Annotated in this window: 21 protein-coding genes; 13 read left to right on the top strand and 8 right to left on the bottom strand. The window is 68.1% G+C overall.

The window, feature by feature from the left end; translation table 11 throughout:
* Window positions 1–54: 54 nt before the first annotated feature.
* The 5 genes from RPIT_RS11400 (at window position 55) to RPIT_RS11380 (ending at window position 6,141) form a co-directional block, all read left to right on the top strand.
* Window positions 55–1,137 carry an ABC transporter substrate-binding protein gene (locus tag RPIT_RS11400; protein WP_077343331.1) on the top strand — a complete coding sequence of 361 codons (1,083 nt, stop codon included), beginning with the start codon at window positions 55–57 and terminating at the stop codon, window positions 1,135–1,137.
* Between the two features lie 210 nt (window positions 1,138–1,347).
* On the top strand, window positions 1,348–3,117 hold the full coding sequence (locus RPIT_RS11395) for an L-fucose isomerase (RefSeq protein ID WP_077343329.1): 1,770 nt from the start codon (window positions 1,348–1,350) through the stop codon (window positions 3,115–3,117).
* A 178-nt stretch (window positions 3,118–3,295) separates the two neighbouring features.
* The gene (locus RPIT_RS11390; protein ID WP_077343327.1) at window positions 3,296–4,711 is read left to right on the top strand and encodes a rhamnulokinase; all 1,416 of its coding nucleotides are present in this window, start codon (window positions 3,296–3,298) and stop codon (window positions 4,709–4,711) included.
* Complete coding sequence (locus tag RPIT_RS11385) at window positions 4,704–5,690, top strand: LacI family DNA-binding transcriptional regulator (RefSeq protein ID WP_077343325.1); 987 nt, start codon at window positions 4,704–4,706, stop codon at window positions 5,688–5,690. The genes RPIT_RS11390 and RPIT_RS11385 overlap by 8 nt, the downstream gene beginning before the upstream one ends.
* A gap of 13 nt (window positions 5,691–5,703) precedes the next feature.
* Window positions 5,704–6,141: an RbsD/FucU family protein gene (locus RPIT_RS11380; protein WP_077343323.1), complete on the top strand. Its 438-nt coding sequence runs from the start codon at window positions 5,704–5,706 to the stop codon at window positions 6,139–6,141.
* 646 nt (window positions 6,142–6,787) lie between these two features.
* Here RPIT_RS11380 and RPIT_RS11375 read toward each other — a convergent pair.
* Window positions 6,788–7,837 carry a lipoate--protein ligase family protein gene (locus RPIT_RS11375; protein WP_077343320.1) on the bottom strand — a complete coding sequence of 350 codons (1,050 nt, stop codon included), beginning with the start codon at window positions 7,835–7,837 and terminating at the stop codon, window positions 6,788–6,790.
* Between the two features lie 92 nt (window positions 7,838–7,929).
* On the opposite strand from RPIT_RS11375, the gene RPIT_RS11370 reads away from it, so the two are divergent.
* Window positions 7,930–8,823: an alpha/beta hydrolase gene (locus tag RPIT_RS11370; protein ID WP_077343317.1), complete on the top strand. Its 894-nt coding sequence runs from the start codon at window positions 7,930–7,932 to the stop codon at window positions 8,821–8,823.
* Between the two features lie 92 nt (window positions 8,824–8,915).
* On the opposite strand, the gene RPIT_RS11365 is transcribed toward RPIT_RS11370, so the two are convergent.
* The 3 genes from RPIT_RS11365 to RPIT_RS11355 all read right to left on the bottom strand — a co-directional run bounded on the left by RPIT_RS11365 (window position 8,916) and on the right by RPIT_RS11355 (window position 11,922).
* Window positions 8,916–9,587, bottom strand: a complete 672-nt coding sequence (locus RPIT_RS11365) for a fructose-6-phosphate aldolase (RefSeq protein ID WP_077343314.1) — start codon at window positions 9,585–9,587, stop codon at window positions 8,916–8,918.
* 186 nt (window positions 9,588–9,773) lie between these two features.
* On the bottom strand, window positions 9,774–11,192 hold the full coding sequence (locus tag RPIT_RS11360; protein ID WP_077343311.1) for a tryptophan-rich sensory protein: 1,419 nt from the start codon (window positions 11,190–11,192) through the stop codon (window positions 9,774–9,776).
* Window position 11,193: 1 nt separating this feature from the next.
* A complete protein-coding gene (locus tag RPIT_RS11355) occupies window positions 11,194–11,922 on the bottom strand; it encodes a CPBP family intramembrane glutamic endopeptidase (protein WP_077343308.1) in 729 nt (242 codons plus the stop codon).
* Window positions 11,923–12,417: 495 nt separating this feature from the next.
* On the opposite strand from RPIT_RS11355, the gene RPIT_RS11350 reads away from it, so the two are divergent.
* From RPIT_RS11350 to RPIT_RS11325, 6 genes are read left to right on the top strand one after another with little or no spacing between them, the layout of a single operon-like run.
* Window positions 12,418–13,170 (top strand): DeoR/GlpR family DNA-binding transcription regulator, encoded by a 753-nt coding sequence (locus tag RPIT_RS11350; protein WP_077343305.1) that lies wholly within the window; start codon window positions 12,418–12,420, stop codon window positions 13,168–13,170.
* 15 nt (window positions 13,171–13,185) lie between these two features.
* Window positions 13,186–14,550, top strand: a complete 1,365-nt coding sequence (locus RPIT_RS11345; RefSeq protein WP_077343303.1) for a dihydrolipoamide acetyltransferase family protein — start codon at window positions 13,186–13,188, stop codon at window positions 14,548–14,550.
* Window positions 14,551–14,564: 14 nt separating this feature from the next.
* The gene (gene lpdA / locus RPIT_RS11340; protein WP_077343301.1) at window positions 14,565–15,938 is read left to right on the top strand and encodes a dihydrolipoyl dehydrogenase; all 1,374 of its coding nucleotides are present in this window, start codon (window positions 14,565–14,567) and stop codon (window positions 15,936–15,938) included.
* A 24-nt stretch (window positions 15,939–15,962) separates the two neighbouring features.
* A complete protein-coding gene (locus tag RPIT_RS11335) occupies window positions 15,963–18,419 on the top strand; it encodes an alpha-ketoacid dehydrogenase subunit alpha/beta (RefSeq protein WP_077343299.1) in 2,457 nt (818 codons plus the stop codon).
* Between the two features lie 21 nt (window positions 18,420–18,440).
* A complete protein-coding gene (locus RPIT_RS11330) occupies window positions 18,441–19,781 on the top strand; it encodes a histidinol-phosphatase (protein WP_077343297.1) in 1,341 nt (446 codons plus the stop codon).
* The gene (locus RPIT_RS11325) at window positions 19,778–20,884 is read left to right on the top strand and encodes an SDR family NAD(P)-dependent oxidoreductase (RefSeq protein WP_077343295.1); all 1,107 of its coding nucleotides are present in this window, start codon (window positions 19,778–19,780) and stop codon (window positions 20,882–20,884) included. The genes RPIT_RS11330 and RPIT_RS11325 overlap by 4 nt, the downstream gene beginning before the upstream one ends.
* Here RPIT_RS11325 and RPIT_RS11320 read toward each other — a convergent pair.
* Window positions 20,853–21,923 (bottom strand): phosphoglycerate dehydrogenase, encoded by a 1,071-nt coding sequence (locus tag RPIT_RS11320; protein WP_077343293.1) that lies wholly within the window; start codon window positions 21,921–21,923, stop codon window positions 20,853–20,855. The genes RPIT_RS11325 and RPIT_RS11320 overlap by 32 nt on opposite strands.
* Window positions 21,924–22,880: 957 nt before the next feature.
* Between RPIT_RS11320 and RPIT_RS11315 the strand changes: the two genes are divergently transcribed.
* Entirely contained in the window at window positions 22,881–23,120 is a 240-nt protein-coding gene (locus tag RPIT_RS11315) for a CsbD family protein (RefSeq protein ID WP_077343291.1), read from the top strand.
* Window positions 23,121–23,192: 72 nt separating this feature from the next.
* Here the strand turns inward: RPIT_RS11315 and RPIT_RS11310 are convergent, their stop codons facing one another.
* Genes RPIT_RS11310 through RPIT_RS11300 form a run of 3 tightly spaced genes read right to left on the bottom strand, consistent with a single transcriptional unit; the run spans window position 23,193 to window position 26,107 of the window.
* Window positions 23,193–24,197, bottom strand: coding sequence for a LacI family DNA-binding transcriptional regulator (locus RPIT_RS11310; RefSeq protein WP_077343289.1), 1,005 nt, complete (start codon window positions 24,195–24,197; stop codon window positions 23,193–23,195).
* Between the two features lie 30 nt (window positions 24,198–24,227).
* Window positions 24,228–25,118 carry a carbohydrate ABC transporter permease gene (locus tag RPIT_RS11305; protein WP_077343287.1) on the bottom strand — a complete coding sequence of 297 codons (891 nt, stop codon included), beginning with the start codon at window positions 25,116–25,118 and terminating at the stop codon, window positions 24,228–24,230.
* Complete coding sequence (locus RPIT_RS11300; RefSeq protein WP_226996260.1) at window positions 25,118–26,107, bottom strand: carbohydrate ABC transporter permease; 990 nt, start codon at window positions 26,105–26,107, stop codon at window positions 25,118–25,120. The genes RPIT_RS11305 and RPIT_RS11300 overlap by 1 nt, the downstream gene beginning before the upstream one ends.

Below are 26,107 nucleotides of genomic sequence, written 5' to 3'. Positions count from 1 at the left end.
ACTTCATTCCATGTCCGGGAGGGCGGTCCTCCCACCAACGAAAGGAAAACCGCCATGCGCAATCTGCGCTCTGCACTGGCCCTCACGTCCGTGCTCGCCCTAGGCCTCACCGCCTGCGGCACCTCAACCGACGAGACCACCAACGAGCCGGCTCCGGCCGAGACCACGGCCGCGGCCCCGGAGACCACGGCCGCCGAAACCGAAACCACGCCGGCCGAGACCGAGCCCACCGATTCCGAGCCCGCTGAGGCCGGAGACGTCCCCAAGGGCAACGGCGAGACCATCTACCTCGTCTCCAAGGGATTCCAGCACCGCTTCTGGCAGGCGGTGAAGGAGGGCGCCGAGCAGGCCGGTCAGGAGTACAACTACACGATCGAGTTCGTCGGTCCTCAGGACGAGACCAAGGTGACCGAGCAGCTTGACATGCTCAAGACCGCCCTCGACAGCCAGCCCGCGGCCATCGGCCTGGCGGCGCTGGACTCGGGCGCGGCAGAGAGCCTGCTGACCGAGATCCAGGCCGCCAACATCCCGATCATCGCGTTCGACTCCGGCGTCGACTCGGACATCCCGCTGACCACCGTGTCGACGGACAACACCGCCGCCGCGGCCGAGGCCGCAAAGCACATGGCCGAGCTCATCGGAAACACCGGCACCGTCGGCCTGATCTGCCACGACCAGACCTCCGCCACCGGCAAGCAGCGTTGCGACGGCTTCCAGGACTGGATGGCCGAGAATGCGCCCGACATCACCGTGCTCGAGCCCCAGGTGGCCGGCGAAGTCGGCCTCGCGGCCAACACCGCCAAGTCGATGATCCAGGCCAACCCGGACCTCGTCGGTATCTACGGCACCAACGAGGCCGCCGCCACCGGTGCCATCCAGGGCGCCAACGAGTCCGGCAAGGAAGGCCTCACCGTGGTCGGGTTCGACTCCGGTAAGACACAGCTCGAGGCCATCCGCAACGGCTCGCAGGCCGGCGCAGTCACCCAGTCCCCGGTCCTCATGGGCTACGAGACCGTCGTCGCCGCCATCAAGGCCATCAACGGACAGGAGCTCCCGGAGACCATCGACTCCGGCTTCGCCTGGTACGACGCCTCCAACATCGACGATCCCGAGATCGCCGGCAACCTCTACGAGTGACCGCCACGCGGGGGAGGGGCCCGTCCAGGTCCTTCCCCCGCCCTCAACCCCGGGGCACCTGCTGCCAAAGCCCGATCGGGCGGCGGCGGGAGGTGCCCCTCATCCTTCCCGGTCTGTGGGAAGGCCACGTGGCAGAGGCCCGGCCTGCTGCGAGTGATCACCGCCGGACACTGAAGACCTACACGCAAACAAGAGAAGAAGGTGTGTTTCGTGACCAACTATCCGAAGATCGGCATCCGTCCCATCATCGACGGCCGACGCAACGGCGTCCGCGAGAGCCTCGAAGACCAGACGATGAACATGGCGATCGCGGTGAAGGAGTTGTACGAAGCGGAGCTCCGCTACCCCGACGGTAGTCCTGTCCAGGTGGTGATCGCTGACAGCACGATCGGGCGCGTCCCCGAGGCGCAGGCCGCCGCCGCGAAGTTCAAGGCCGAGAACGTCGGGCTCACCTTGTCGGTGACCCCCTGCTGGGCCTACGGCTCCGAAACGATCGACATGGATCGGACAATCCCGCACGCGATCTGGGGGTTCAACGGTTCCGAGCGTCCCGGCGCCGTCTATCTGGCGGCCGCCCTCGCCGGCCACGCCCAGTTGGGCATCCCCGCCTTCGGCATCTACGGCGAGGAGGTCCGCGACGCCGACGACCCGTCCATCCCCGACGACGTCCGCCAGCGGCTGCTCGACTACGCCGTAGCCGGGCTCGCGGTGGCGCAGATGAAGGGAAAGTCGTTCCTCTCCATCGGCGGAGTGTCGATGGGCATCGCCGGCTGCGTGGTGAAGGAGGAGTTCTGGAACTACTGGCTGGGCATGCGCAATGAGTACGTCGACATGGTCGAGATCGAGCGCCGCATCCAGCTCGGCATCTACGACAAGGACGAGTACGAGGTCGCCTACGCGTGGGTGCGCGAGAACCTCAAGCAGGGCGAGGACTTCAACCCCGAGGAGTGGCAACGCTCCGAAGAGGACCACGAGAAGTGGTGGGAGTACATCGTCAAGACTGTCCTCGTCGGGCGCGACCTGATGGTCGGCAACCCCAAGCTGGCGGAGCTCGGCTTCGGCGAGGAGGCGCTCGGCCACGGGGCCATCCTGTCCGGCTTCCAGGGCCAGCGTCAGTGGACCGACTTCCTCCCCAACGGCGACCTCATGGAGACGCTGCTCAACACCAGCTTCGACTGGAACGGCAAGCGGGCTCCGTACCTGCAGGCCACCGAGAACGACGGACTCAACGGCGCGTCGATGCTCTTCAACTACCTGCTGACGAACCGGGCCCAGATCTTCTCCGACGTGCGCACCTACTGGAGCGCCGACGCCATCGAGCGGGTCACCGGCCACCGTCCCGAGGGGCGCGCCGCCGGCGGCCTCATCGACCTGCGCAACTCTGGCGCGACAACGCTCGACGGCACGTTCGCCGCGAAGGATGGGGACGGTAACAACGTCATCAAGCCCTGGTGGGACCTCACCGACGAGGACATGCAGGCCATGATGGACGAGACCACGTTCCATCCGGCCAACACCGGCTACTTCCGCGGCGGCGGCTTCTCGACTCACTTCCGCTCCGCGGGCGAGGTGCCGGTGACGATGACGCGCATCAACTGGATCGACGGCCTCGGCCCGGTCCTGCAGCTGGCTGAGGGCTACACCGTCGAACTGCCCGACGAGGTGGCCAAGACCATCGAGCTGCGCACCGACCCCGGCTGGCCGACGACGTGGTTCGTGCCCAACATCACCGGTGAGGGGGCATTCACCAGCGTCTACGACGTCATGAACGCGTGGGGGTCCAACCACGGCGCGATCAGCTACGGCCACATCGGTCACCAGCTGATCACGATGGCGGCGATGCTGCGCATCCCGGTCAACATGCACAACGTCGAGCGGGAGCGGATCTTCCGCCCGAAGAACTGGCTGGGCTTCGGCACGGTCGACCTCGAGGGTGCCGACTACCGCGCGTGCGCACAGTTCGGTCCGCTCTACAACTAGTACGAGGATCTAGGCGTCGCCCCAGATCCCACGAGAACTCGCTCGCGAGCTGCTCTGGGAGGGCCGGAAACCGGGACACCGGGATCGGCCCTCCCAGTCGCGGGCGGTCTACACAACTCAATGACGGGGGGACCAGCCCTCCGTAACCGCGCCCAGGAAGCACCATCAGGAGGAACCAGTGGACACCCCGACAGCGCTCGCCGTCGACCTCGGGTCGTCGTCGGGACGCATCATCGCAGGCACTCTGCGCGACGGCGCGATCGATGAGGTCGAGGTGCACCGCTTCCCGCACGAGGCGCGCGAAGTGGACGGCTATCTCTGCTGGGATCTGGACCACATCTGGAGTGAGGTGGTGGAAGGGCTCCGGGAGGCGGTCAAACAATTCCCCGATGCCGAGAGCGTGTCAGTCGACACCTGGGGGGTCGACTTCGCACTCCTGGGCCCTGACGGCCGACGACTCGGTCCCGCCGTCGCTTACCGCGATGAGCGAACGACGCGTACCCTCGTGCGCTTCCAGGAGCGGCTGAACGACGAGTCCGCCTGGGCGGCCACCGGCATCGCGCCCGCCACCATCAACGCCGCCAACCAACTGTTCGCCCTGATCGCCGAGGAGCCGACCCTCGCCGAGCAGGTGGACCAGTTCCTCTTCCTGCCGGACTACTTCACCTACCTGCTCACCGGCGAGCTGGTGTGGTCGCGCTCGATCGCGTCGACGTCGGGGCTCTGCCGCCCGGGCGCCCGCGACTTCAGCGACGAGGTGTTCGGCGCGCTCGGCATCCCGCGCCGCTGGGCGGGCGCAGTCACCCCCGAGCACGACGTCGTCGGCCCCTGCCGGATCGAGGGACTCACGCAGCTGACGGTGGTCCGCGCCGGGGCCCACGACACAGCCTGCGCGGTGCACGCGCTGCAACGCGACCCCTCGGGGGAGACCTATTTCCTCAGCTGCGGGTCGTGGTCGGTGCTCGGCGTGCTGCGCGACGACCCGCTCCTGAGCGATGAGGCGCGTGCCCTCGGGCTCACCAACGAAGCCCGGGCTGACGCGGGCCTTCGCCCGCTGTTCAACATCACCGGTCTTTGGATCCTTCAGGAATGCCAGCGCGAGTGGCGAGCCGAGGGCGGGGTGCACGACATCGTCGAATTGATCGCTCTGGCTGAGGATGCTCCCTCGACGGGGTACCACATCGATCCGGACGAGCCTCAGTTCGCCCTGCCGAAGGACATGCCCAACCGAGTCACCAGGGCGTTGGCAGCGCAGGGCGCGGACGTCGCGTCGTTCACGGAGGGAGACATTGTGCGCGTGATCCTGGAGAGCCTGGCCCGACGCTATGCGCGTGGTGTCGCGGATCTGGCTGATCTCACCGGCAGCGCACCGCAGCAGCTCAATCTCATGGGCGGAGGATCCCGCAACCGGTTGCTGTGCCAGCTCACCGCAGACGCGCTGCGGGTGCCCGTCATCGCGGGACCCGCGGAGGCGTCGTCGCTGGGGTCGCTGCTGGCGCAGTTCGAGATCATGGGGCGGGTCAACGCGACGTCGCGTAACGCTGTCATCGCAAAGTCGGCCCGCACCGTCGTCTTCGAGCCCAGCCATGAGTAGGCGCGCCCCTCGGGCCAACCTGCGCGACATCGCCGAGGTGGCAGGCGTGTCCATGCAGACGGCCTCGCGGGTGGTGCGTGGGGTCGACACCGTGGCCGAGGCCACCCGCGAGCGCGTCCTGCGGGCCGTCCGAGAGCTCAACTATCAACCCAACCTGGCTGCACGGTCTCTCTCCGCACGCCGCACGGGGTCGGTGCACGTCATCGACGCAGTGCCGCTCTACCACGGGCACGCCACCACGTTCGTCGCGGTGTGCCAGCACCTGTCGGCTCTGGACCTGCACGTCTCCATCACTGTGATCAGGACCGACGACTTCGAGTCGCTGGCGTTGACCGACCTGGTGCCGGTCGGTGCGGATGGCGTGATCGTGCTGGGCGGCCGGTCCGAGTCGAACGGCTGGGTGTCGAGGGTCGCGGCGGCTGTGCCGACGGTCTACGTCGGTCAGGCGGAGGCGCTGCCCGACACGGTCGTCGGGGTGGCCGTCGATCATCATCGCGGCGCATCTCTGGCGGTTGAGCACCTTGTGGAGCGGGGCGCCCGGCGGATCGTCCATGTCGCTGGTCCGCAGGACTGGAACGACGCACAGCTCCGTCGCGAGGGCTACGAGGAGGCCTGTCGTGCGGCGGGTATCGAGCCGACTGTGCTGCACGCCGATTCGTGGGAGGCGGCCGCGGCAGGCCCTCTCATCGACGAGCTACCCCCGGACACGGACGCCATTTTCGCCGCCAACGATCAGCTGGCGTTGCGCTGCCTCCAGGGGCTCCAGCGCTCGGGACGTTCAGTGCCCGGCGACGTCCGCGTGGTGGGGTTCGACGACGCGCCCGGCGCCGACTCCTACCTCCCTCCGCTGACCACCATCCGGCAGGACTTCAAGACCGTGGGGGAGCGCGCCGCGGCCGCCCTCGGGCAGCTGTTGGACGGCGGTCATCCAGCCGCCGAGCTCATCGTCCCCACTCTCGTCGTCCGCGAATCCACCTAGGAAGGCAATCTCAATGCTCAACGGACCACTCATCCACCCCGAACTGCTCGACGCACTGGGCCGCGCCGGGCACGGCAGCAAGATCCTCATCACCGACGGCAACTACCCGCACGAGACGGGGGCACCGGCCCGGGCACGCAGGATCTATCTGAACCTGGCGCCCGGGTTGCTCGGCGTCGGCCAGATCCTCGACGTGCTGAAGCAGGCCGTGCCGATTGAGCAGGCCGGCATCATGACGCCCGCGCCCGACGCTCCGCCGGAACTGCGCCCCGACAAGATCGAGGCGCACGACGAGTACCGTGCCGCCCTGCCCGGTGTCGAGTTCGTCGAGATCTCGCGCTGGGACTTCTACGACGAGGCGAAGAAGGACGATGTCGGCATCGTCATCGCCTCAGGCGAGCAGCGCATCTACGCGAACCTGCTCCTCACCATCGGCGTCCGGCAGCCCTGATCCCTTCCAGCTTCCTCACCTGGAAGTGGGGCTTCTCTTTACCCACTCTGAAGGGGTCAGTTTGGTGACGCGCGCGACCATAGTGGTCGTACATGTCGTTGAACGGCACCCTTCGGGACGCGCTGCCTTCCCTCACCCACGGTGCCGGAACGGCGGGGAAGCTGAGTAGCGGCCGCGAACAGCGAGCGGCCGGCCCACCACGTCCCCCTGAGTAGCGGCCGCGAGGGACGAGCGGCCGTGTATCGAAGGGCTCGTGACTTTCCTGTTTTCTCGAGTCGGTGAGACGTCGTGGGACGCCCCTCGATACGGTCGCTCGTTCCTCGCTCTCTACTCGGGGAGACGGGAGGGCCGGCCGCTCGTTCCTCGCTCCCTGTTCAACGTCTCCCTGAGTAGCGGCCGCGAGGGACGAGCGGCCGTGTATCGAAGGGCTCGTGACCTTCCTGTTTTCTCGAGTCGGTGAGACGTCGTGGGACGCCCCTCGATACGGTCGCTCGTTCCTCGCTCCCTACTCGGGGAGACGGGAGGGCCGGTCGCTCTTTCCTCGCTCCGTACTCGGGGAGACGGGAGGGCCGGTCGCTCGTTCCTCGCTCCCTACTCAGAGCGACGGGTTTGCGGTCGCTTGTTCCTTGCCTCTGGAGACCGAGGGTCAGGGGATGCGCTTGGTCCACTCGTCGGAGGAGAACTTCGTCTCCACCAGGTGCTTGGCCTTGGCGAGCTCGTCGTCGGTGTAGTCGCGGCGCGCGGTCTCGTAGCGCCCCTCGAAGTGGGTGAGAAAGGCCTCGAGGATCTCATCGCGGGGGAGCTGGGTCTGGGAGCGTAACGGGTCGACGCGCTTGTTCGCCGACTTCGTGCCCTTGTCGGACAGCTTCTCCCGACCGATCCGCAGGACCTCGAGCATCTTGTCCGCATCGATGTCGTACGCCATCGTCACGTGGTGAACCACCACTCCGCCGGTCACACGGCGCTGGGCCGCACCGGCGATCTTCCCCTCGTCCGAGGCGATGTCGTTTAGCGGCACGTAGCGCGCGTTGACGCCCAGCTCCGCCAACGCGCCCATGACCCACTGGTCGAGGAACTCGTAGGAGCGCTCGAAGCTGAGGCCCTCAACGAGGGAGGCTGGGACGACCAGCGAGTAGGTCACGCAGTTGCCCGGCTCCATGAACATCGCCCCGCCACCGGTGATGCGGCGCACGACGTTGATGCCGTGCTTGGCGCGGCCCTCGTCGTCGATCTCGTTGCGGTAGCTCTGGAACGAGCCGATCACCACGAGCGGCTGATCCCAATCCCAGATGCGCAGGCTGGGGTTGATCTCCCCGCGAGCCAATTCGCCGGCAATGACCTCGTCGAGGGCCACGTGCATGCGCGGATCCATCGTCACCGGACCGATGACGTCGAAGGTGTGATCGGACCAGTCCGTGGCGTGGCCGAGCGCCCGCCGCACCGCGATGCCCACCGCCTCGGCGTTGAAGCCGATCATTCGGGTCTCGGGGGAGAGCCGCGCGGTGATGGCGGCGGCGAGATCGGCAACCGAGGCGTTCTCTGGCATCCCGAGCAGGGCGCCGTTGATGTCGTCCAGCGCCTCGTCGGGTTCGAGGAAGAAGTCTCCGGAGATGAACGCCTCCGTCAGCCGACCGTCCTCGGTCTGGACATCGACTGCGACGAGCTTGCCGCCAGGAACCTTGTATTCGCCACGCATGCCTCCGAGCTTAGCGACGGTCCCCAGCGCGGCCGTCGCGCGGACCCTCAGGCGTGGATGGGGTCCCCGCCCACCCCGGTACGCTCGTCCATATGCGTCGCCTCACCACCGCCCTCGCCAGCCTCTCCGGCGGAGCCGCCCTCGGGGTGCTGGGGGTGGCGGGTTACACGGCCTGGAGTCTCAACGGTCCGCGTCGGCCCTGGCCGGACTACGCTTTCACCCCTTTCGAAGTCCGCGCCGACAGCGAGGACGTCCGCTTCGCAACCGCCGACGGGGTGGGGCTCGCGGGCTGGTGGCTCGACCAGCCCGGGTCGGGCACCGTCGTCATCTGCGCCCACGGGCACCGGGGCACGAAGTCGGACATGCTCGGCATCGGATCGGGGCTGTGGCGTGCCGGCCACACCGTGCTGCTGTTCGACTTCCGCGGCAACGGGGATTCCGATGACGGTCCCCAGTCGCTCTCCCACCACGAACAGGCCGACCTGAGAGCGGCCATCGACCTGGCCTCGTCGCGCCGTCCCGACGCGCGGATCGTCGTGGTCGGCTTCTCGATGGGCGCCTCGACAGCCATCCTGGAGGGCGCCACCGACCCGAGGGTCGCGGCGTTCGTGCTCGACTCGCCGTTCTCGACGATGGGCGAGGTGGTGGCCGCGAACTACCGCCGATACCGGCTGCCGTCGGAACCCATAGTCCCCCTAGCAGACCTGATCAACCGCCTCCGCTACGGGTATTCCTACGCGCAGGTGCGGCCCCTCGACGCTGCCCCGGCGCTCGCGCCGCGGCCAGTGTTGCTCATCCACGGCACCGACGACCGCGTCATCCCGTATGACCACGCTGTCCAACTGGCCCGCGCCGCTGGACCCAACTGTGAGTTGGTGACCTTCGAGGGCGTGGACCACTGCGGTGCGTACTTCGAGGACCGCCAGGGCTATATCGACCGCGTCGCCCGGTTCCTCGACGCAGCCGTCGGGCGGGCGAGGCGTTGAGCAAATGAGATGGGTCAACGTCGCGACACGCCGGTGTAACAGTGTTTCTATTCGTTGACCCATCTCACTTGCTCAACGCCTTCCCCGACCGTTCAGGGGAGTTCGGTGGTGCCGTAGATGGCCTTCCAGTCCTTGATGAAGTCGTCGACGGCGCGGTCGATGTCCGGGGCCGAGAGAGCGGCCCGGAGCAGCTTGGGTGACAGCGTGACCGCGTCGGCGCCGGACTCGAGCGCGTGCGAGACCTGGGCCACGTTCTTGAAGCTCGCCGCCATGATCTTGCCGGGGGCGTCGAACCGCTTGATGAACCCGGCCAGCACCTCGATGGTGCCGCGGGTGTCGATGTCGAGGCTCTGCATCCGGTTGTAATAGGGGGCGAGGTAGTCCACCCCCGTCGCGATGGCGAGGAAGCCCTGCGTCTTCGAGTAGATCGCGGTGGCGGTCACCTTGACGCCCTCCTCCTTGAGGTGACGCATCGCCGCGATTCCCGCCTCGGTGGTGGGGATCTTCGGGTAGACGTCCGCGTCGATCTTGTCGAGTAGGCGGTGGGCATCGTCGATCATGCCCTGGGCGGTCTTCGCCAGGACCTGCACGTGGAGGGTCCGGTTCGGCCCAATGATCTCCCGGATCCGACGCATGTGTGGGTAGAAGTCGATCTTCCCCTCCGCCTTGAGGATGGAGGGGTTGGTGGTTACGCCGGTGACCGGGTAGATGGGGGTGAGGCGCTCGATGTCGTCGAGGTTGGCGGTGTCGAACAAGATGTCCATGTCTCAATCTCAGCACTCCGGCCGGGAGCGCACGAGGTCGAGGTCGTTTTGGCCATCCGTCTCGCCGCCTATCCAACGGCTCGCGCGAGGGCGGCTCATCAGTCGGCGCGGCCTTGAGGGACGCCCCCTCGATACGGTCGCTCGTTCCTCGTTCCCTACTCGGGGAGACGGGTTCACGGTCGCGCGCTACTTGGGGAGCCGCGGTGACCGACTGGAAGGGTTGAGTCGGGCGACGGCGGCGGAGAGGAGGGTCGCGAACGTGCACCAGGCTGCGTAGGCCCCGAAGGCCGCAGCCTTGCCCTCGCCCGCAGAGGCCGCGCGGCGCGACAGGTCGGCCGACGACGCGGCGAGCACCGCAGCGCCCGCCGTCGCAAGCGGCGGGTTCTTTGCACGGAAGAACAGCCCGCTCCATGCGGCGTTCAGCACGAGGTTGGCGGCCAGCGCCCTCCCGAAACCCTGCGCCTCGTCGGCGCGATCGTCCTCGTGGAGGTCCGCGATCGTCGCGGTGCCCGCCACTGTGATCAGCGCGTACAGCGCAGTCCAGACGACGGGGAAGGCCACGGGCGGGGGCTGGAAGACGGGCTTGCGCAGCCGTCGGTACCAGGCGCTGTCCGGCGCTGTGAGCAGCGAGCCCGCGACGGCCGTGGCCGCAACGCCGGCACCCACCTTGAAGAGGGTGCGCGACCAACGGTGGGGGTCCACCCCGTCCGTGGCGCGACGCACGGCCGCGTCGAACCCCAGCACACCCCCGGGAGGATCGCCCAACAGAGTGGCGGCGTCGTCCTCGCTCTTGACCGCCTCGTGAATGAGGCTGCCGACGAGTGGCTTAGCGATCCCGGAATCCACCGGGGTCACCACCCCCACCCAGTGGGAGGCGAGCCACGGGGTCAGCACAGGCACCGTACCGATGATCCGGGGGAGCAGCCCGGTCGCGCGTGCATAGCGCCGCATCATGTCCCGGTACGTGAGGATCTCGTCCATGCCGATGTCGATGGTGCGGTTCACCTGCGGATCCAGCTCCGCGGCGCGGACGAGGTAGTGCACGACGTCGTCGATCGCGATCGGCTGGATCCGGTTGCGCAGCCACTTCGGGCCGATCGCGACGGGCAGTCGCTCGGTGAGGTGCCGCAGCATGTCGAACGACGCCGACCCGTCGCCCAGCACGACGCCCGCCTGCAGCACGGCCGTCGGAACGCCGGAAGCGAGCAGAATGTCGCCCACCTCGACCCGCGACGCGAGGTGCGTCGACAGGGGTCCCTCGGGGTGCAACCCGCTGAGGTAGACGAGGCGGCCCACTCCCTGCGCCACCGCCGCCTCGGCGAACGTGTGCGCCATGCGGCGGTCGCGCTCGCGGTAGTCGCCCTGACCGTCCATTGAATGGAGGAGGTAGTACGCCACCTGCACGCCGTCGAGGGCGGCCCGGACGTCATCGGGGTCGGTGGCGTCGCCCTGGGCCACCTCGACGAGGTCGCGCCAGTCGCCCTGCAGCTTGCTGGGGGTGCGGGCGAGGACCCGCACGTGCCAGCCGGCGTCGAGCAGCGCCGGGACGAGTTGGGCGCCGACGTAGCCGGATGCTCCCGTGACGAGGGCGGTGCGTTGAGTCATGTCAACCTCCAGGGGTGAGGATCGGGGGGAGCAGGAAGAGCATGCCGAGCGACCAGGTCAGGTGCGAGGCGATCGGCCCGAGGACGCCGCCGGTCACCCGTCGTTGGGCGGCGGTGAGGAGTCCCAGGCACAGCGCGGCGAACGTGAGCAGCGGCACGCCCGAGAAGAGGGTGGAGGCCGCGTACAGGAGTGTGGACCCGATGCCGTTGAAGCGGCTGTCGAGCGAGGCGTAGACGGCGCCGCGGAAGAACAGCTCCTCTGCGATGCCGTTGATGACGGTCACCAACGCCACCACCCACAGCGAGCCGAACCGGGCGTGGTCGAGGAGGTCGAGCACCGGGCCGCGAAGCAGCGGGATCTGCTCGACGACGAGGGCTCCGGCCAGGAAGATGCCCATGAGGCCAAGGCCGAGCAGGATGCCCTGCACGACACCTCTGCTGCGGCCGCCGTCGCGCGTATGCCCCTCTCCGAGGTGAAGGGGGCCGGAGACGAGCGCCCCGACCGTCCAGATGGCCGCCACACCGAGCGTCGCGGCGTAGAACAGGGGATCGCCGGGGCGGACGGCGAGCGCCAGGCCGAGCGCGACCGCACCGATGACCAGCGTCACCCCCACCACGATCCGCCGACGACGGCGGGACTCAGGCGTCTCGTCGCGTTGACGCTCCACCGGCCGAACCAGCGACGCGGAGAGGAAGGCGCGGACTTCGCGCACGACGGTGGGGATCGGCATCAGGCGCAGGCCAGCCTCGAGCGGGGGTTGGTCATGGCGGGCCTCCTAGCAGTCACCGCCAGCCTATTGCGGAGCGCAGGGCCGGACAAGGATTGCAAACGAAAGGCGCCCCCCGTCGCCGGGGGGCGCCTGCTCGTCAGGACGAGGACCGGACCGTTGGTCCGGTGCTCAACTCAGCGGCCGTAGCTGCCGAACATGACGATGTTGTTGAACACCCACTTGTTCTCCTGGCCGAACTCGTAGCGGCCGTCGTCGCCCTTGGTCGCCGTGTACACGGTGGTCCAACGGAACGAACGGCAGGCGGCAGGTGCACGATACGGGAGAGGTCTGATGTCTCGATAGCCTCGTTGGCGAGATAGTCATTCCGAGTGCGCGGACTAGCCCTTGCGCCGCCGTTGCGCGTTTTCGCGGGCCCCGCTGCAGAGGTCGAGTGAAGGTGGTAGCGTGTCGTAGCGAAAGAACTTCGCAAGCATTTCGAAAGCGTGGCGAAACCTCATGACCGTTGACCGGGCCGACCGCGAGGGGGCGATCCTCGCGCGCCTCTCGGGTGAAGGAGCCCTCACCGTGTCCGCGCTGGCCACCGACCTCGGCGTCTCCGAGGTGACGATCCGTGGCGACCTCCGGGCGCTGGAGGAGCAGGGCATGCTCGTGCGCACCAGGGGTGGGGCTCGCCCGACGACCCTGAAGTCGATCCTGCAGCGCGAGAAGCTGAACGTCGAGCTCAAGCAGCGCATCGCGACAGCGGCGGCGGCGATGGTCCGCGACGACGACAACGTCATGATCGAGGCCGGCACCACGACGGCCCTCGTCGCGCGACTGCTGGCCGGCCGGGCGGGTGTCCAGATCGTCACCAACTCCGCCCTGGTTTTCAACAACGCGCGGATCAATCCGTCGGTCAGCGTGATCCTCACCGGAGGCGTTTTCCGCCGCGAGTCCGAGTCGTTCGTGGGGCCGCTCGCCGAGCGCGCGGTCGGCGACTTCAACGCGCGCCTCGCGTTCCTGGGCACCGACGGCTTCTCCCCTGAGCGGGGGCTGACCACACGCTTCGTCGAGGGCGGCCAGGTGGCGGCCCTGATGCGGGGCCGCGCCGAGGAGACCTGGCTGCTCGCGGACTCCACCAAGTTCGGCCAGGCCGGCTTCGTCAGCTTCCTCCCGTTGGCCGGGATCACCGGCGTCATCACCGACGACGGACTGCCCCCCGGCGCCGTCGAATCACTTGAAGAGCACACCCGCGTGCTCGTCGTCTAGGTAAAGGAACACCCCATGGCAACCGTCGTAGTCATGCCACAGCTCGGCAACAGCGTCGAGTCGTGCCTGATCGTGTCGTGGCTGGTGGCGGTCGGCGACGCCGTCGCCGAGAACGCCATCGTCTGCGAGGTCGAGACTGACAAGGCCTCGATGGAGGTGCCCAGCACCGCAGCGGGCACCGTGCTCGCGCTCCTGTGGGACGAGGGCGACGACGTGCCCGTCAAGGAGCCGCTGCTCGTCGTCGGCGCCGCTGGTGAGGACCCGAAGGCCGCCCTCGCCGAGATCGGCTGGTCGGGCGCGGGCGACGATGGCTCTGCCAGGTCCACAGAGGAACCCGCCGCCGTCGACGACGAGCCCTCCGCTCCGGCAGCGGACGATGCGCCGCGAACGGCGGCCACCGGGGCCTCCAGCCCGCGGGCCCGGGCGCTCGCCCAGGCCAACTCCCTCGACATCGCGTCGGTGAGCGAGGGTTCCGGCCCCGGCGGTCGCGTGATCGAGCGCGACGTGCGCGCGGCCCTGTCCAACTCCACGGCCGCGGCTGCCCGCGCCGGGGCGCACGGCTCGGACGCCGCCGGCACCGGAATCGGCGGCCGGATCACCACCGGGGACCTCGCGGCACCGACGGAACCCGCCGCTGAGGCAACCCCGGCCACCGCTGCTGCTTCGGGTCGCGAGTATCCGGGACCCTCCACCGCGACACCGCTCAAGGGCGTCCGGAAGGTGATCGCCGAGCGCATGATGCACTCGCTGGCCAGCTCGGCCCAGCTCACCTACACGACGACGGCACGCGCCGCCGGCCTGCTCGCTCTGCGCGCGAAGCTCAAGGGCTCGCCGGAGGAGCTGGGGCTGAACGGCGTCACGATCGGCGACCTCGTGGGCTTCGCCGCCATCAAGACTGCAGCCAAACACACCAACCACAACGCGCACCTTGCCGACGGCACGCTCACCACGTTCGAGAACGTCCACCTGGGCATGGCCGTCGACACGCCGCGCGGCCTGCTCGTTCCCACGGTCCGCAACGCGAACCAGATGAGCCTGCGCGAGTTCTCCGCCACCAGCAAGGAGCTCGCCTTCGCCGCCATCGACGGCAGGATCGACCCCGACCTGCTGGCGGGTGCCACCTTCACGGTCTCCAACCTCGGCGGCTTCGGGATCGAGAGCTTCACCCCGCTCCTCAACGTGCCGCAGGTGGCGATCCTCGGCGTCGACGCGATCTTCCCGCGCGCCGTGATCCACGACGACGGCACGGTGGGGGCGGAGCAGCGCATCGGCTTCTCGCTCACCGCCGACCACCGCGTCATCGACGGCGCCGACGCGGCCCGATTCCTGCAGGACCTGGTCAAGTACGTCGAGAACATCGACATCACGGTGCTGGGCTGAGAGAGGCGACACGAATGAGTGAGACGAACTTCGACGTCATCGTCCTGGGTGGCGGCCCCGGCGGTTACATCGCGGCCGAGCGCCTCGGCCACGCGAAGAAGAAGGTGCTGCTGATCGAGGCCGAGGCCCTCGGCGGGACCTGCCTCAACGTCGGCTGCATCCCCACCAAGGCACTGCTCGGCGCCGCGAAGACCTACGACCATGCCCGGCATGCCGGGGCGCAGGGCGTCCACGCCCCGGACATCACCGTCGACTGGGCCGAGATGCAGGCCTGGAAAGCCAAGACAGTCAGCACCCTCGTCGGAGGGGTCGGGGCGGCCGAGAAGAAGGCCGGCGTCACCGTCGTCAAGGGACACGGCAGGTTCGACGGGCCCGGGCGAGTCACCGTCGGCGAGGAAACCTACTCAGCCCGCCACGTCATCCTGGCCACCGGATCGGTGCCCGTCATGCCGCCCATCCCGGGGGCCGCGGACAACCCCGCGGTGGTCGATTCCACCGGACTGCTCGCCATCGAGGAGATCCCCGCCCGACTCGCCGTCATCGGCGGGGGAGTCATCGGCCTGGAGTTCGCCAGCCTCTTTGCGATGCTGGGCTCCGAGGTCACTGTGATCGAGATGCTGCCCGAGATCGTCCCCTTCATGGACGACGACCTGGCCGCCCAGCTCCGCAAAGGACTGGCCGACGTCTCGTTCCAGCTGGAGTCCAGGGTCACCGCCATCGACGGCGGCGTCGTCCGGTACTCGGCAAAGGACGGCTCCGAGCAGTCCGTCGAGGCCGAGGTCGTGCTGATGGCGGTCGGTCGGCGACCGGCTGTGCAGGGCTGGGGCGCCGAGAACACCGGCCTCGAGCACTCGGGCAAGGGCGTAGTGGTCGACGAGCGGATGCGCACCAACCTGCCCAACGTGTGGGCGGTCGGCGACGTGACGGGCAGATCGCTCCTCGCGCACGCCGCCTACCGCATGGGCGAGATCGCTGCGGCCAACATCCTGGACCCCGACGCGCACCTGCGCGGCGAGCGGATGCGCTGGAACACCATCCCCTGGGCCGTGTACTCGAACCCCGAGGCCGCCGGCATCGGGGCCACTGAGTCCCAGGCGCGGGCCGAGGGTCGCGCCGTCGGCACCGTGACCGTGCCCGGCTACCTGTCCGGGCGTTTCGTCGCCGAGGCGGGCGTCAAGGCACCCGGGGCCTGCAAGCTGGTCTACGACTCCACCACGGGCCAGGTGCTCGGCGTCAACGTCCTCGGCACCTACGCGTCCGAAACGATCTGGGGCGCCTCCGTGGTGCTCGAGACCGAACTCAGCATCCACGACCTCCGCCAGGTCGTCTACCCCCACCCCACCGTCAGCGAACTCATCCGAGAGGCGGCCTGGGCCGCCCAGGTCTGAGAAAGTCAAGAGGAGACACCCCACATGCCCCGCAATCTCGTCGTCGACCCGAGCAACGTCCGCTCCACGTCGGCCATCACCGCCCCGAGCATCCCGGTCAACCAGTACCAGCCCGACTTCGAGGCGGAACTGGCCACGCACGGGAAGGAGGGTCTCATCGACATCCTCCACGACATGATCGCCGTGCGTCAGTTCGAGACGATGCTCAACTCGATCAAGACCACCGGAGCCTGGAACGGCGTGGAGTACAACCACCGCGGCCCGGCGCACCTGTCCATCGGGCAGGAGTCCGCCGTCGTCGGGCAGGCGTCGCAGCTGGACCCGACCGATTTCGTCTTCGGCTCCCACCGCAGCCACGGCGAGATCCTCGCCAAGTGCTTCTCGGCAGCCCGCAAGCTGGACCCCGCCGAGCTCGAGAGGATCATGAAGGAGTTCCTCGACGGCGAGACGCTGGGTCTCGCGGAGCGGGTCAGCAACGACGATCTCGCCGACCTGGCCGAGAACTTCATCGTCTACGGCACGGTGGCGGAGACCTTCGCGCGCAGCGCCGGCTTCAACCGCGGCCTCGGCGGCTCCATGCACGCCTTCTTCGCCCCCTTCGGCTCGATGCCCAACAACGCCATCGTCGGCGGGTCGGCAGACATCGCCACCGGGTCGGCGATGTTCAAGCGCATCAACGAGCAGCCGGGCATCGTCATCGCCAACATCGGCGACGCCTCGATGGGCTGCGGCCCCGTCTGGGAGGCCATGATGATCGCGGCGATGGATCAGTACCGCACACTCTGGGACAAGGGCGGGAACCCCCCGATCTGGTTCAACTTCTTCAACAACTTCTACGGCATGGGCGGCCAGACCTCCGGCGAGACGATGGGCTACGACATCCTCGCCCGCGTCGGCGCCGGCGTGAACCCCGAGGCCATGCACTCCGAGCGCGTCGACGGCCTCAATCCGCTGGCCGTTGCCGACGCCGTCGCCCGCAAGCGGAAGATTCTCGAGTCGGGCCGCGGCCCGGTGCTCACCGACACCATCACGTACCGCTTCTCCGGCCACTCGCCGTCCGACGCCTCGAGCTACCGCTCGAAGGAGGAGGTCGAGCTCTGGGAGCAGCACGACGGCCTGAAGAACTACGCCGCCTACCTCATCGACAACGGCGTGCTGACCTCCGACGACGTCGACGCGATGCAGGCGAAGTTCGACGAGCGGCTCACCAAGGTGATCGCGCTCGCCACTCAGGGGGAGGACGTGTCGCCGCGCGTGCACATGGACTTCATCGAGACCGTGATGTACTCCGGTGGCAACAAGCCGTCGCTCGACGAGACCCGCGAGCCCGAGCTGCTGCAGCCGCTCGAGGAGAACGCGCGTGTGAAGTCGCTCGCCGGCAAGGCGCGCTACTACAAGGACAAGGACGGCAAGCCCGTCTCGAAGGCGAAGACCTTCTCTTACCGCGACGCGCTGTTCGAGGCCGTCGCCCACGGCTTCGCGACCGACCCGACGATGGCCGCCTGGGGCGAGGAGAACCGCGACTGGGGCGGCGCCTTCGCCGTCTACCGCGGCCTCACCGAGCTCCTGCCCTACCACCGGCTGTTCAACTCGCCCATCTCCGAGGCCGCCATCATCGGCGCGGGCGTGGGCTACGCCCTGTCAGGCGGCCGCGCGCTCGTCGAGCTGATGTACTGCGACTTCCTCGGCCGCGCCGGCGACGAGATCTTCAACCAGGCCCCGAAGTGGCAGGCCATGTCCGGTGGCCTGTTGCAGATGCCGCTGGTCATGCGTGTCTCGGTTGGCGCCAAGTACGGCGCCCAGCATTCGCAGGACTGGTCGGCGCTCACCGCGCACATGCCGGGGCTCAAGGTCTACTACCCGGCGACGCCCTACGACGCCAAGGGCATGATGAACCTCGCGCTGCGGGGCACCGATCCGGTGATGTTCTTCGAGTCCCAGAAGCTCTACGACATCGGCGAGCAGTTCGTCACCGACGGCGTCCCGGCCGACTACTACGAGGTGCCCGAGGGCGAACCGGTGGTCCGCCGCGAAGGCAAGGACCTGACGCTCGCCGTCATCGGCCCGACGCTCTACCCCGTCCTGGAGACCGCCGAGGTGCTGGAGAAGAAGTACAGCCTGTCCGCGGAGGTCATCGACCTGCGGTTCCTGGTGCCCCTCAACCTCGACCCGATCGTCGAGTCGGTGAAGAAGACCGGCCGCCTCGTGCTGGCCACCGACGCCGTCAACCGCGGTTCGTTCCTCCACAACGTCGCCTCGTCTGTGCAGGAGCTGGCCTTCGACCACCTCGACGCGCCGGTCGTCGTCGTGGGGTCGCGCAACGCGATCACGCCCGCCGCCGAACTGGAGGACGAGTACTTCCCCCAGGTGGAGTGGCTCCTCGACACCATCCACGAGAAGATCCTGCCGCTGCGGGACCACACCCCGACCACCACGCAGACCAACGGCGAGCTCGCTCGACGCTGGCGCCATGGTCTCTGACCGAGCTGAAGAAGGACTTCGATGCGCACGATCAACGAACCCACCCGGACTCCCGGCGAGCGGGTAGCGGCTCTGCAGGACTACCTCGCCGGTAAGCCGCAGTTCCCCGACTTCGTCACCGAGTCGAACAATCACGTCCACACCATCTACAGCTTCAGCCCGTACACCCCCGCTATGGCGGCGCTCAAGGCGCGGGAGGCCGGGCTGATGGTGGTGGGATCGGTCGACCACGACTCGGCAGCGGCCGCCGGTGAACTCACCGCGGCCGCCGCACTTCTGGGCATGGGGTCGGTCACCGGCTTCGAGTGCCGGGTGTATCTGTACTCGGCCGAGGAGGTGGAGCAGGGCACCGCCCCGCTCCACGACCGCAAGCTCAACAACCCCGACACCGCCGGCATCGCCTACATGACGGTCCAGGCCATCCCTGCCCGCTCCCGCGACGCCGTCGCCGACTTCCTCAAGCCCATCCGCGAGGCGCGGCTCCGGCGGACTGCGGCGATGGTCGATCGGGCCAACGCCATCCTGGAACCGCTCGGCGCGGAGCTGATCGACCTGGAGACCCACATCGTCGGTCGGTCGCAGTTCCTCGCCGGGGGCACGATCACTGAGCGGCACCTGCTCGCGGCCATGGCCGGCATGCTGATCGCACGCTTCGGCAGGGGTGAGTCCCTGGTGGACGGGCTGCGGGAGATGGGGCTGAACCCGTCAGGCGCGCTGGCCGACAGGCTCGCCGACGAGGACAACCCGCACCTCACGTTCGACCTCCTCGGCGTCATGAAGGCGGAGTTCCTCGACCAGATCTACGTTGTGCCGGACCGCACGGAGTGCCCGACGATGGCCGAGGTCGTCGCCTTCGCCCGCGAGATCGACGCGATCCCGGCCTACGCCTACCTGGGCGACGTGACCGCGTCGCCGACGGGCGATAAGAAGGCGGAGAAGTTCGAGGACGACTTCCTCGAGGAGCTGTTCGGCGAGCTGCAGCGGCTCGGGATGCCGGCCGTCACCTACATGCCCCCGCGCAACACCCCCGAGCAGATGGCCCGCATCGCCGAGCTTGCGCGAGAGCACGGCATGGTCGAGGTGTCGGGCGTCGACATCAACACCCCCCGGCAGCAGTTCAACTGCCCCGAACTGCAGCGCTCCGAGCTCGCGCATCTGAACGAGGCGACCTGGGCGCTGGTCGCGCACGAGAAGCTCGCCGACCTCGACGGCAGCCTGGGCCTGTTCGCGCCCGACTCGCCGGTGGCGTCGCTGGCGTTGGTGGATCGGGTGGGCCGCTACGCGGAGCTCGGCCGCGCGCTGGTGCGTGACGGGCTCACCGTCGTCGAGGCGGCCGAACGTCTGCGGGGGTCTGGGTCATGACGTTGCTGGAGATCGCGCCGCTGGTGCGGGGCGCCTACCTCGCCCGGCATGGCGCCCCGGTGCTCGTTTCGCACACGCCCGGGGGTGGGGAGTCACCGGCGCAGGTTCGGGCAGGCAGCGCCGACGACCTGCCTGCGGCTCTCGCCGAAGCCGAGCTTCCGCTGCCGGGTGGGGTCGTCGTCGAGGTGGGTGAGGAACAGGTCGCGTTCTCCGTGCGCACCCTCGGTGAGGTGAACCGTCTACCGGGTGCCCGGGATACCGAGGCGCGTAGCGCGGCCTCCCGCTCGGCCGTCGTGTCGGGCAAGGTGGCCGTGGTCACGGGTGGGGCGCAGGGTTTCGGCGCGGAGATCGTCCACGGGCTGGTGGACTCCGGCGCGTTCGTCTACATCGCCGATCTGAACGGCGACGGCGCATCCGCACTGGCCGCCGAGGTGGGCGATCACCGCGCCGCGGCGATCACCGTCAACGTGGCCGACGAGGCGTCGGTGCAGGCCATGGCCGAACAGATCGCGGCGACCACCGGCGGTCTCGACCTGGTGGTGTCCAACGCCGGGATCGTGCGCGCCGGAAGCGTGCTGGAGCAGGACCTGTCGTCGTTCGCGCTGACCACCGACATCAACTACACGGCGTTCTTCCTCGTCACCAAGCACCTCGGCCGGCTGCTGGCTGCCCAGCACCGCACGGCCCCCGATTGGCTCACCGACGTCATCCAGATCAACTCCAAGTCCGGGCTGACCGGCTCGAACAAGAACGGCGCCTACGCGGGCTCGAAGTTCGGCGGGCTCGGCCTGGTGCAGAGCTTCGCGCTGGAGCTCGTCGAGCACGGAGTCAAGGTCAACGCGATCTGCCCCGGCAACTTCTACGACGGCCCGCTGTGGTCCGACCCCGACAAGGGGCTGTTCGTGCAGTACCTGCGCTCCGGCAAGGTGCCCGGCGCCACGACGGTCGACGAGGTGCGCGAGTTCTACGAGTCGAAGGTGCCGCTGCGTCGCGGCACCACAGGCGCGGATGTGATGCGGGCGGTGTACTACATCGTCGAGCAGGCCTACGAGACCGGCCAGGCCGTCCCCGTCACCGGCGGACAGGTGATGCTGAGCAGCTGATAGGCGCTCGGCCGTCAGATCTGACAGCGACTACGCCACCAGATCCGCCGGTCGACGACCCCTGGCGCTCGATAGTCGCAGGGCGGTCAGGCCACGACGTTGCGCAGGCTCCCCCAGCGAGCAGCGCCCGGACGTTCGTGGCAATGAGGTCGTCGACACCCACTGGACGCCCTCCGGCGTTGTGGGGCGTCAGCAGGACGTTCGGCGCATCCCAGAGCGGGGAGTCAGGCGGGAGTGGTTCGGTCTGCATCACATCCAGCGCGGCCCCGCCCAGGCGACCCGAAGCCAGAGCGTCGAGGAGCGCCGTTTCGTCGACGGTGACGCCGCGGCCAACGTTGACGAGGTAGGCGTCGCGCTTGAGCTGCCGCAGGCGCTCGGCGTTCAGTGCGTTCTCAGTGTGCTCTGAGGCCGGCAGCAGCATGACGAGGATGTCTGTGCGCGCCAGTTCGGCGGCGAGCCCGGAATCGTCGACGACGCGGAACCCTGCGCGCTCACCGGCCGACCTGGCGGCCCCGGTGACCGTTGCCCCCATGGCGGCCAGGAGGGGGGCCAGCGTCGTGCCGATGGAGCCGAACCCCCAGATCAGGACGCGGGCGTCGAGCATCGTCGTGATGGGACCTGCCGGGCGCAAGGGCTGCGCGCCGGCCAACTCGGTGGCCCACCGGTGTTCGCGCTGGGCGGCGAGGGACTGCGGGACGCGCCGGACGAGCGCCAGGACGAGGGCGAGCGCGTGCTCGGAAACGGTCTGGTCGTGCAGGCCGACACCTGAGCAGATGGTGACGTCCGGGCCGAACCCGACCCGGAGCAGCTGGTCGGGGCCCGCCATCAGACCCTGGACCAGCCGGAGGTTTGGCATGTGCTGGGCGGCCTCACGCAGGTGCCGACCGCGGTTGCCCCAGACCACGAGCACTTCGGCGTCCCGGTGCTCCACCGGCACCGGTTGCTCGGGGTCGTAGGCGATCGCCTCGACGCCGGGCGGGAGCTGCGGATCCAAGGGGAGGCTGGAGGGGAGGAGGACCTTGAGACGCTCTGCTGACATGACCCGATCCTAGGGAACCCCGACCGCACTCAACTGACGACGGCGACAGCGAAAAGGCGGGGGCCCGAACAAGTATGAGTTGCTCGGGCCCCCTAGGGGTGATTCGCGGAGGGCGACCTCGCGGATCTGGAAGGACGCTCGGGTATTTCTCCGTCCGCCTCGCCCGGCGGACCCACGAGCCGCAGCCCGTGAAACGGAGGAAGAAGAGCTGTTCCTTCCCGGTTGACCCGTGGGGGACGACCCCGCAGGTCTGGATGGGATCGCGGCCCCACCGTCTCGTCTCGACGGTCCCGGCGACTTACGTCAGCCTGGGAGGGGGGCTTTGAGGACCCATCCGGGTGACGAAGAGAAGCGACTCTTCTGTCGAGGACGATCCGCCGTGCCGTCCGCTCGCCGCCTGCGAGCCCTTCCAACTATCGAAAGAAGGTAGGGACGGTGGTTTGACTGTCCTCCGCACTCCGGGGAGTGCGTAAGAGATGTCTACTCCTCTCCTGCAGGACCCGCAAGGGCTTTCGCGATATTGATGCAAACATCCCAGTCCCGTCGGCGTGTCGGAATTGACAAGTAAAGGTGCGCTGTCCGGTTGTGGGAAGGGCGTGTCGCTGCGGGCCCCATGTCCCAGCCGACGATAGAAGTGACGTGTCCAGTCCGGGCCACGTATGAGGTGGCCCGGACTGATCATTGTCCCGGCCGTCGACCTCAAGGGGTGGCCGAGGTCGGCGTACAAGTCGTGGCACCCGTTTCCGGCGAACGGTTGGCGTTTTCGCTTCCCGGTTGGCGTTCGCCTCCGCCCGTTGGCGTTTCCTTCTTCGGAGTGGCGTCCGGGCCAGTCATTCGCTGACGGAAAGCAGCCGGTGAGAAAGGCACCCCAAAGGGTGAGATTGGTCGAACCCCTAGGCAATGGCCTGCTTTGCCCCTAACCTGAAGGTCCGTTCAACCTAGCTTTTAGGAGGCACTATGGGTTTCGGTGATGAAGTCAAGGAGACCGTTGGCAAGGCCAAGGAAGGTCTCGGGGACGCATTCGACAACGAAGATCTCCGTCGCGACGGTCAGCAGGACCGCATCGAGGCAAACGTGAACGACATGGCCGACGACGTCAAGGACGCCGCCGACCGGAAGCACGCTGACGCCAAGGGTGGATTCGCTGACGCCGTGGAGGACGTCAAGGACAAGTTCGACGGCAACCCCCGCACCTGATCTGACCTCTTGAGAGAAACGGGACCGCCCACGCTGGGCGGTCCCGTTTCCGTTTCTTCTGCAGACCCTCGCTCAGCCGCGAAGGGCGGCGGTGGACCCGCGCACCACCAGGTGGGTGGGGAGGCGGAGGTGCGGCTCGTCGAGATCGCGGCCGGCCAGCAGTTCGAGCATCGTCTTGAGCGCCAGGGCCCCGATGCTCCGCAGTGGCTGGGCGACCGTCGTGAGGCCCGGCACATGCCACGAGGCTTCGGGGACGTCGTCAAAGCCGACGACGGACAGGTCGTCCGGTACCACCATTTTGCGCGACGCCGCCGCCGTCATCACCTGGATTGCGGAGACGTCGTTGGCCGCCACAATGGCCGTCGGACGCTCTGGATGGTCGAGCAATGCTGCGGCCGGGAGTACAGCGCCCACTCCGGAGTAGTCGCCCACCTGGACCAGCGACTCGTCCACGACGAGGCCGGCCTCGGCCATCGCAGCGCGGAATCCCTGTTCACGGGCGGCCGCCGAGGCCAGGTCGTCGCGTCCACCGAGGTAACCGATGCGCGAGTGCCCCAGTTCGATCAGATGCCGGACTGCGGAGCGGGTCCCTCCCTCGTCGTCGACTGCGACGGAGGGGATGGTGGGGAGCGCCTCTTGCGGGTCCACCGCGACCACGGGAAAGGTTCCGGAGTCGGCGGCGACGCTGGGGGTGACGATGATCGCTCCGTCGATGAGGCTGCCGGCCAATCGACCGAGCAGCTTCTGTTCCCATCCCGTGGGGGCGTGGGGATTGTGCGAGGCGCCGGCCCAGGCCATGATCTCGTGCTCGGTGCCTTCAGCGGCCCGGCCGATGCCCTTCAGGACTTCGGCCGAGTATGGCTCGAACTGGCTCACCAGCACCCCGATCACGCCGGTTCGGCGGGCGCGCAGCGATTGCGCCCCCACGTTGCCGACGTAACCCAACTCGTCGATGACCCGTTGGACACGGAGCTGGGTGGCGGGGGCGATCCCGTCGCGGCCATTCATCACCTTCGAGATGGTCGAGACGGACACCCCGGCCGCCCGCGCCACATCGGTGATGGTCACTCTGCGCATCTCGCACTCCGTCGGATAGTCCCGCCGCCGTCAGCCCTTGATCGCACCGGTCAGGCCGCCGACGATCCGGCGCTCGAAGACGCTGAAGAACAGGAGCGCTGGCAGCATGGACAACGACGTGAACGCGAGGACCGCAGCCGTGTTGACGGAGTACTGCGAGGCGAACGCCTGCACGCCCAGGGGAAGGGTGTACTTCGCGGGATCGCTGAGGATGAACAACGGCAGCATGTAGTTGTTCCATGCCCCGATGAACGCGAGGATGCCCGTCGTGATGACGCCCGGCAGCGACAGCGGCAGCACCATGCGGAAGAAGAATCCCACGCGCCCGGAGCCGTCGATCATCGCGGCCTCCTCGATCTCCTTCGGGATGGCCCGCAGGAATGGCACCAGGATGATGACGGTGACCGGGAGCGCGAAGCCGATCTGGGGCAGGATGATGCCCGCCAGGGTGTTCGTGAGCCCCAGGGACCGGATGAGGATGTACAGCGGCGTGATCGCCACGGTCATCGGGAACATCAGACCGGCCGCGAACAGCGAGAACATGGCGTTGCGGCCACGGAAGTTGTAGCGGGCGATGACGTAGCTGGCGGCAAGCGCGAGCGAGACGCAGCCCACGGTGGTGAGCACGGCGGAGATCACCGAGTTTCCGAACTGCTGCCAGAACGTCCCGGCGGTCAGGACTTCGGTGTAGTTGCTGAACACCCAGGGGTTGGGCATCCCGGACGGATCAGTGGTGATCTGCGCGTTGCTCCGGAACCCGCCCAGGATGATGTAGAGCACGGGCCCGATGCAGATCGCGATCAGGACGGTGGCGATGAGGTAGACGCTGGGCTTGCCCCACGGCACGGACGACTTGCGGCTGGTGCCACCGTAGGGGCGGCGAGCCTTCCTGCCGCGGGAGGTGAGAGCGACCTGGGACATCAGAACTTGTCCTTTCCGGGCTTCTCGGTGAGGGCCCCTTCCGTGTCGCGGCGCAGCACGAAGCGCTGATAGGTGAGCGCGATCACCAGGGAGATGAGGAAGATGACGACGGCGACTGCGTTGCCGTAGCCGTAGTTACCCGTGAGCCTGCCCTCGCGGACCATGTACGTGGCCATCGTGGAGGTCCCCGCGGTGTCCGCAACGTACTGGCCCCAGATGATGTACACCAGATCGAACAGCTGCAGTGAGCCGATGATGGACAAGAAGGCCCAGATGCGGATGGTGGGTCCCAGCAGGGGGAGCGTGATTGAACGCTGGATCTGCCAGTAGGACGCACCATCGACAGCCGCTGCCTCGTAGAGCTCGTCGGGGATGCCCTGCATGCCCGCGAGCATGAGGATGACCGCGAAGCCGATGTACTTCCAGGAGATGATGACCATCAGGGTCCAGATGGCGATCTTCGGGTCGGCGATCCAGTCGGCCTGGAGCGACTCCAGCCCGATCTTGCCGAGGAAGTCGTTCACCGCGCCGGTGGTCTGTAGCATCAGTCCCCAGCCCGTGCCGACGATGACCTCGGCGATGACGTAGGGCACGAAGATGAGCACCCGGATCAGCGAGCGGCCCTTGATCTGTTGGTTGAGCAGCAGCGCGAACGCGATCGCGATGGGGCCTTGCATGACCAGCGACAGCACGACGATGAAGGCGTTGTGCTGCATCGCCGACAGGAAGAGCTGATCGGTGAGGATCGTCACGTAGTTCTGAAGCCCGATGAAGTCGGTGGGCGGGCCGAAGCCCTTCCACCGGAAGAAGCCGTAGTAGGCGGCCATGAACACGGGGAAGATGACGAAGCCTGAGAACATCACGATCGCTGGCCCGGCGAGGAGAATGATCTCCCCGCGCTTCAGCCAATCCGCCCGTCCTACACGGGGCCGACCGGCTCGGGCCGACGCCGTGATGGCGCCGGCCCGAGCAGTAGTGGGGTCAGTCAC

The organism is Tessaracoccus flavus, assembly GCF_001997295.1.
GTDB lineage: Bacteria > Actinomycetota > Actinomycetes > Propionibacteriales > Propionibacteriaceae > Arachnia > Arachnia flava.
The sequence above is the reverse complement of the archived record's forward strand: the minus strand, read 5'-3'. Positions and strand labels throughout refer to the sequence as shown.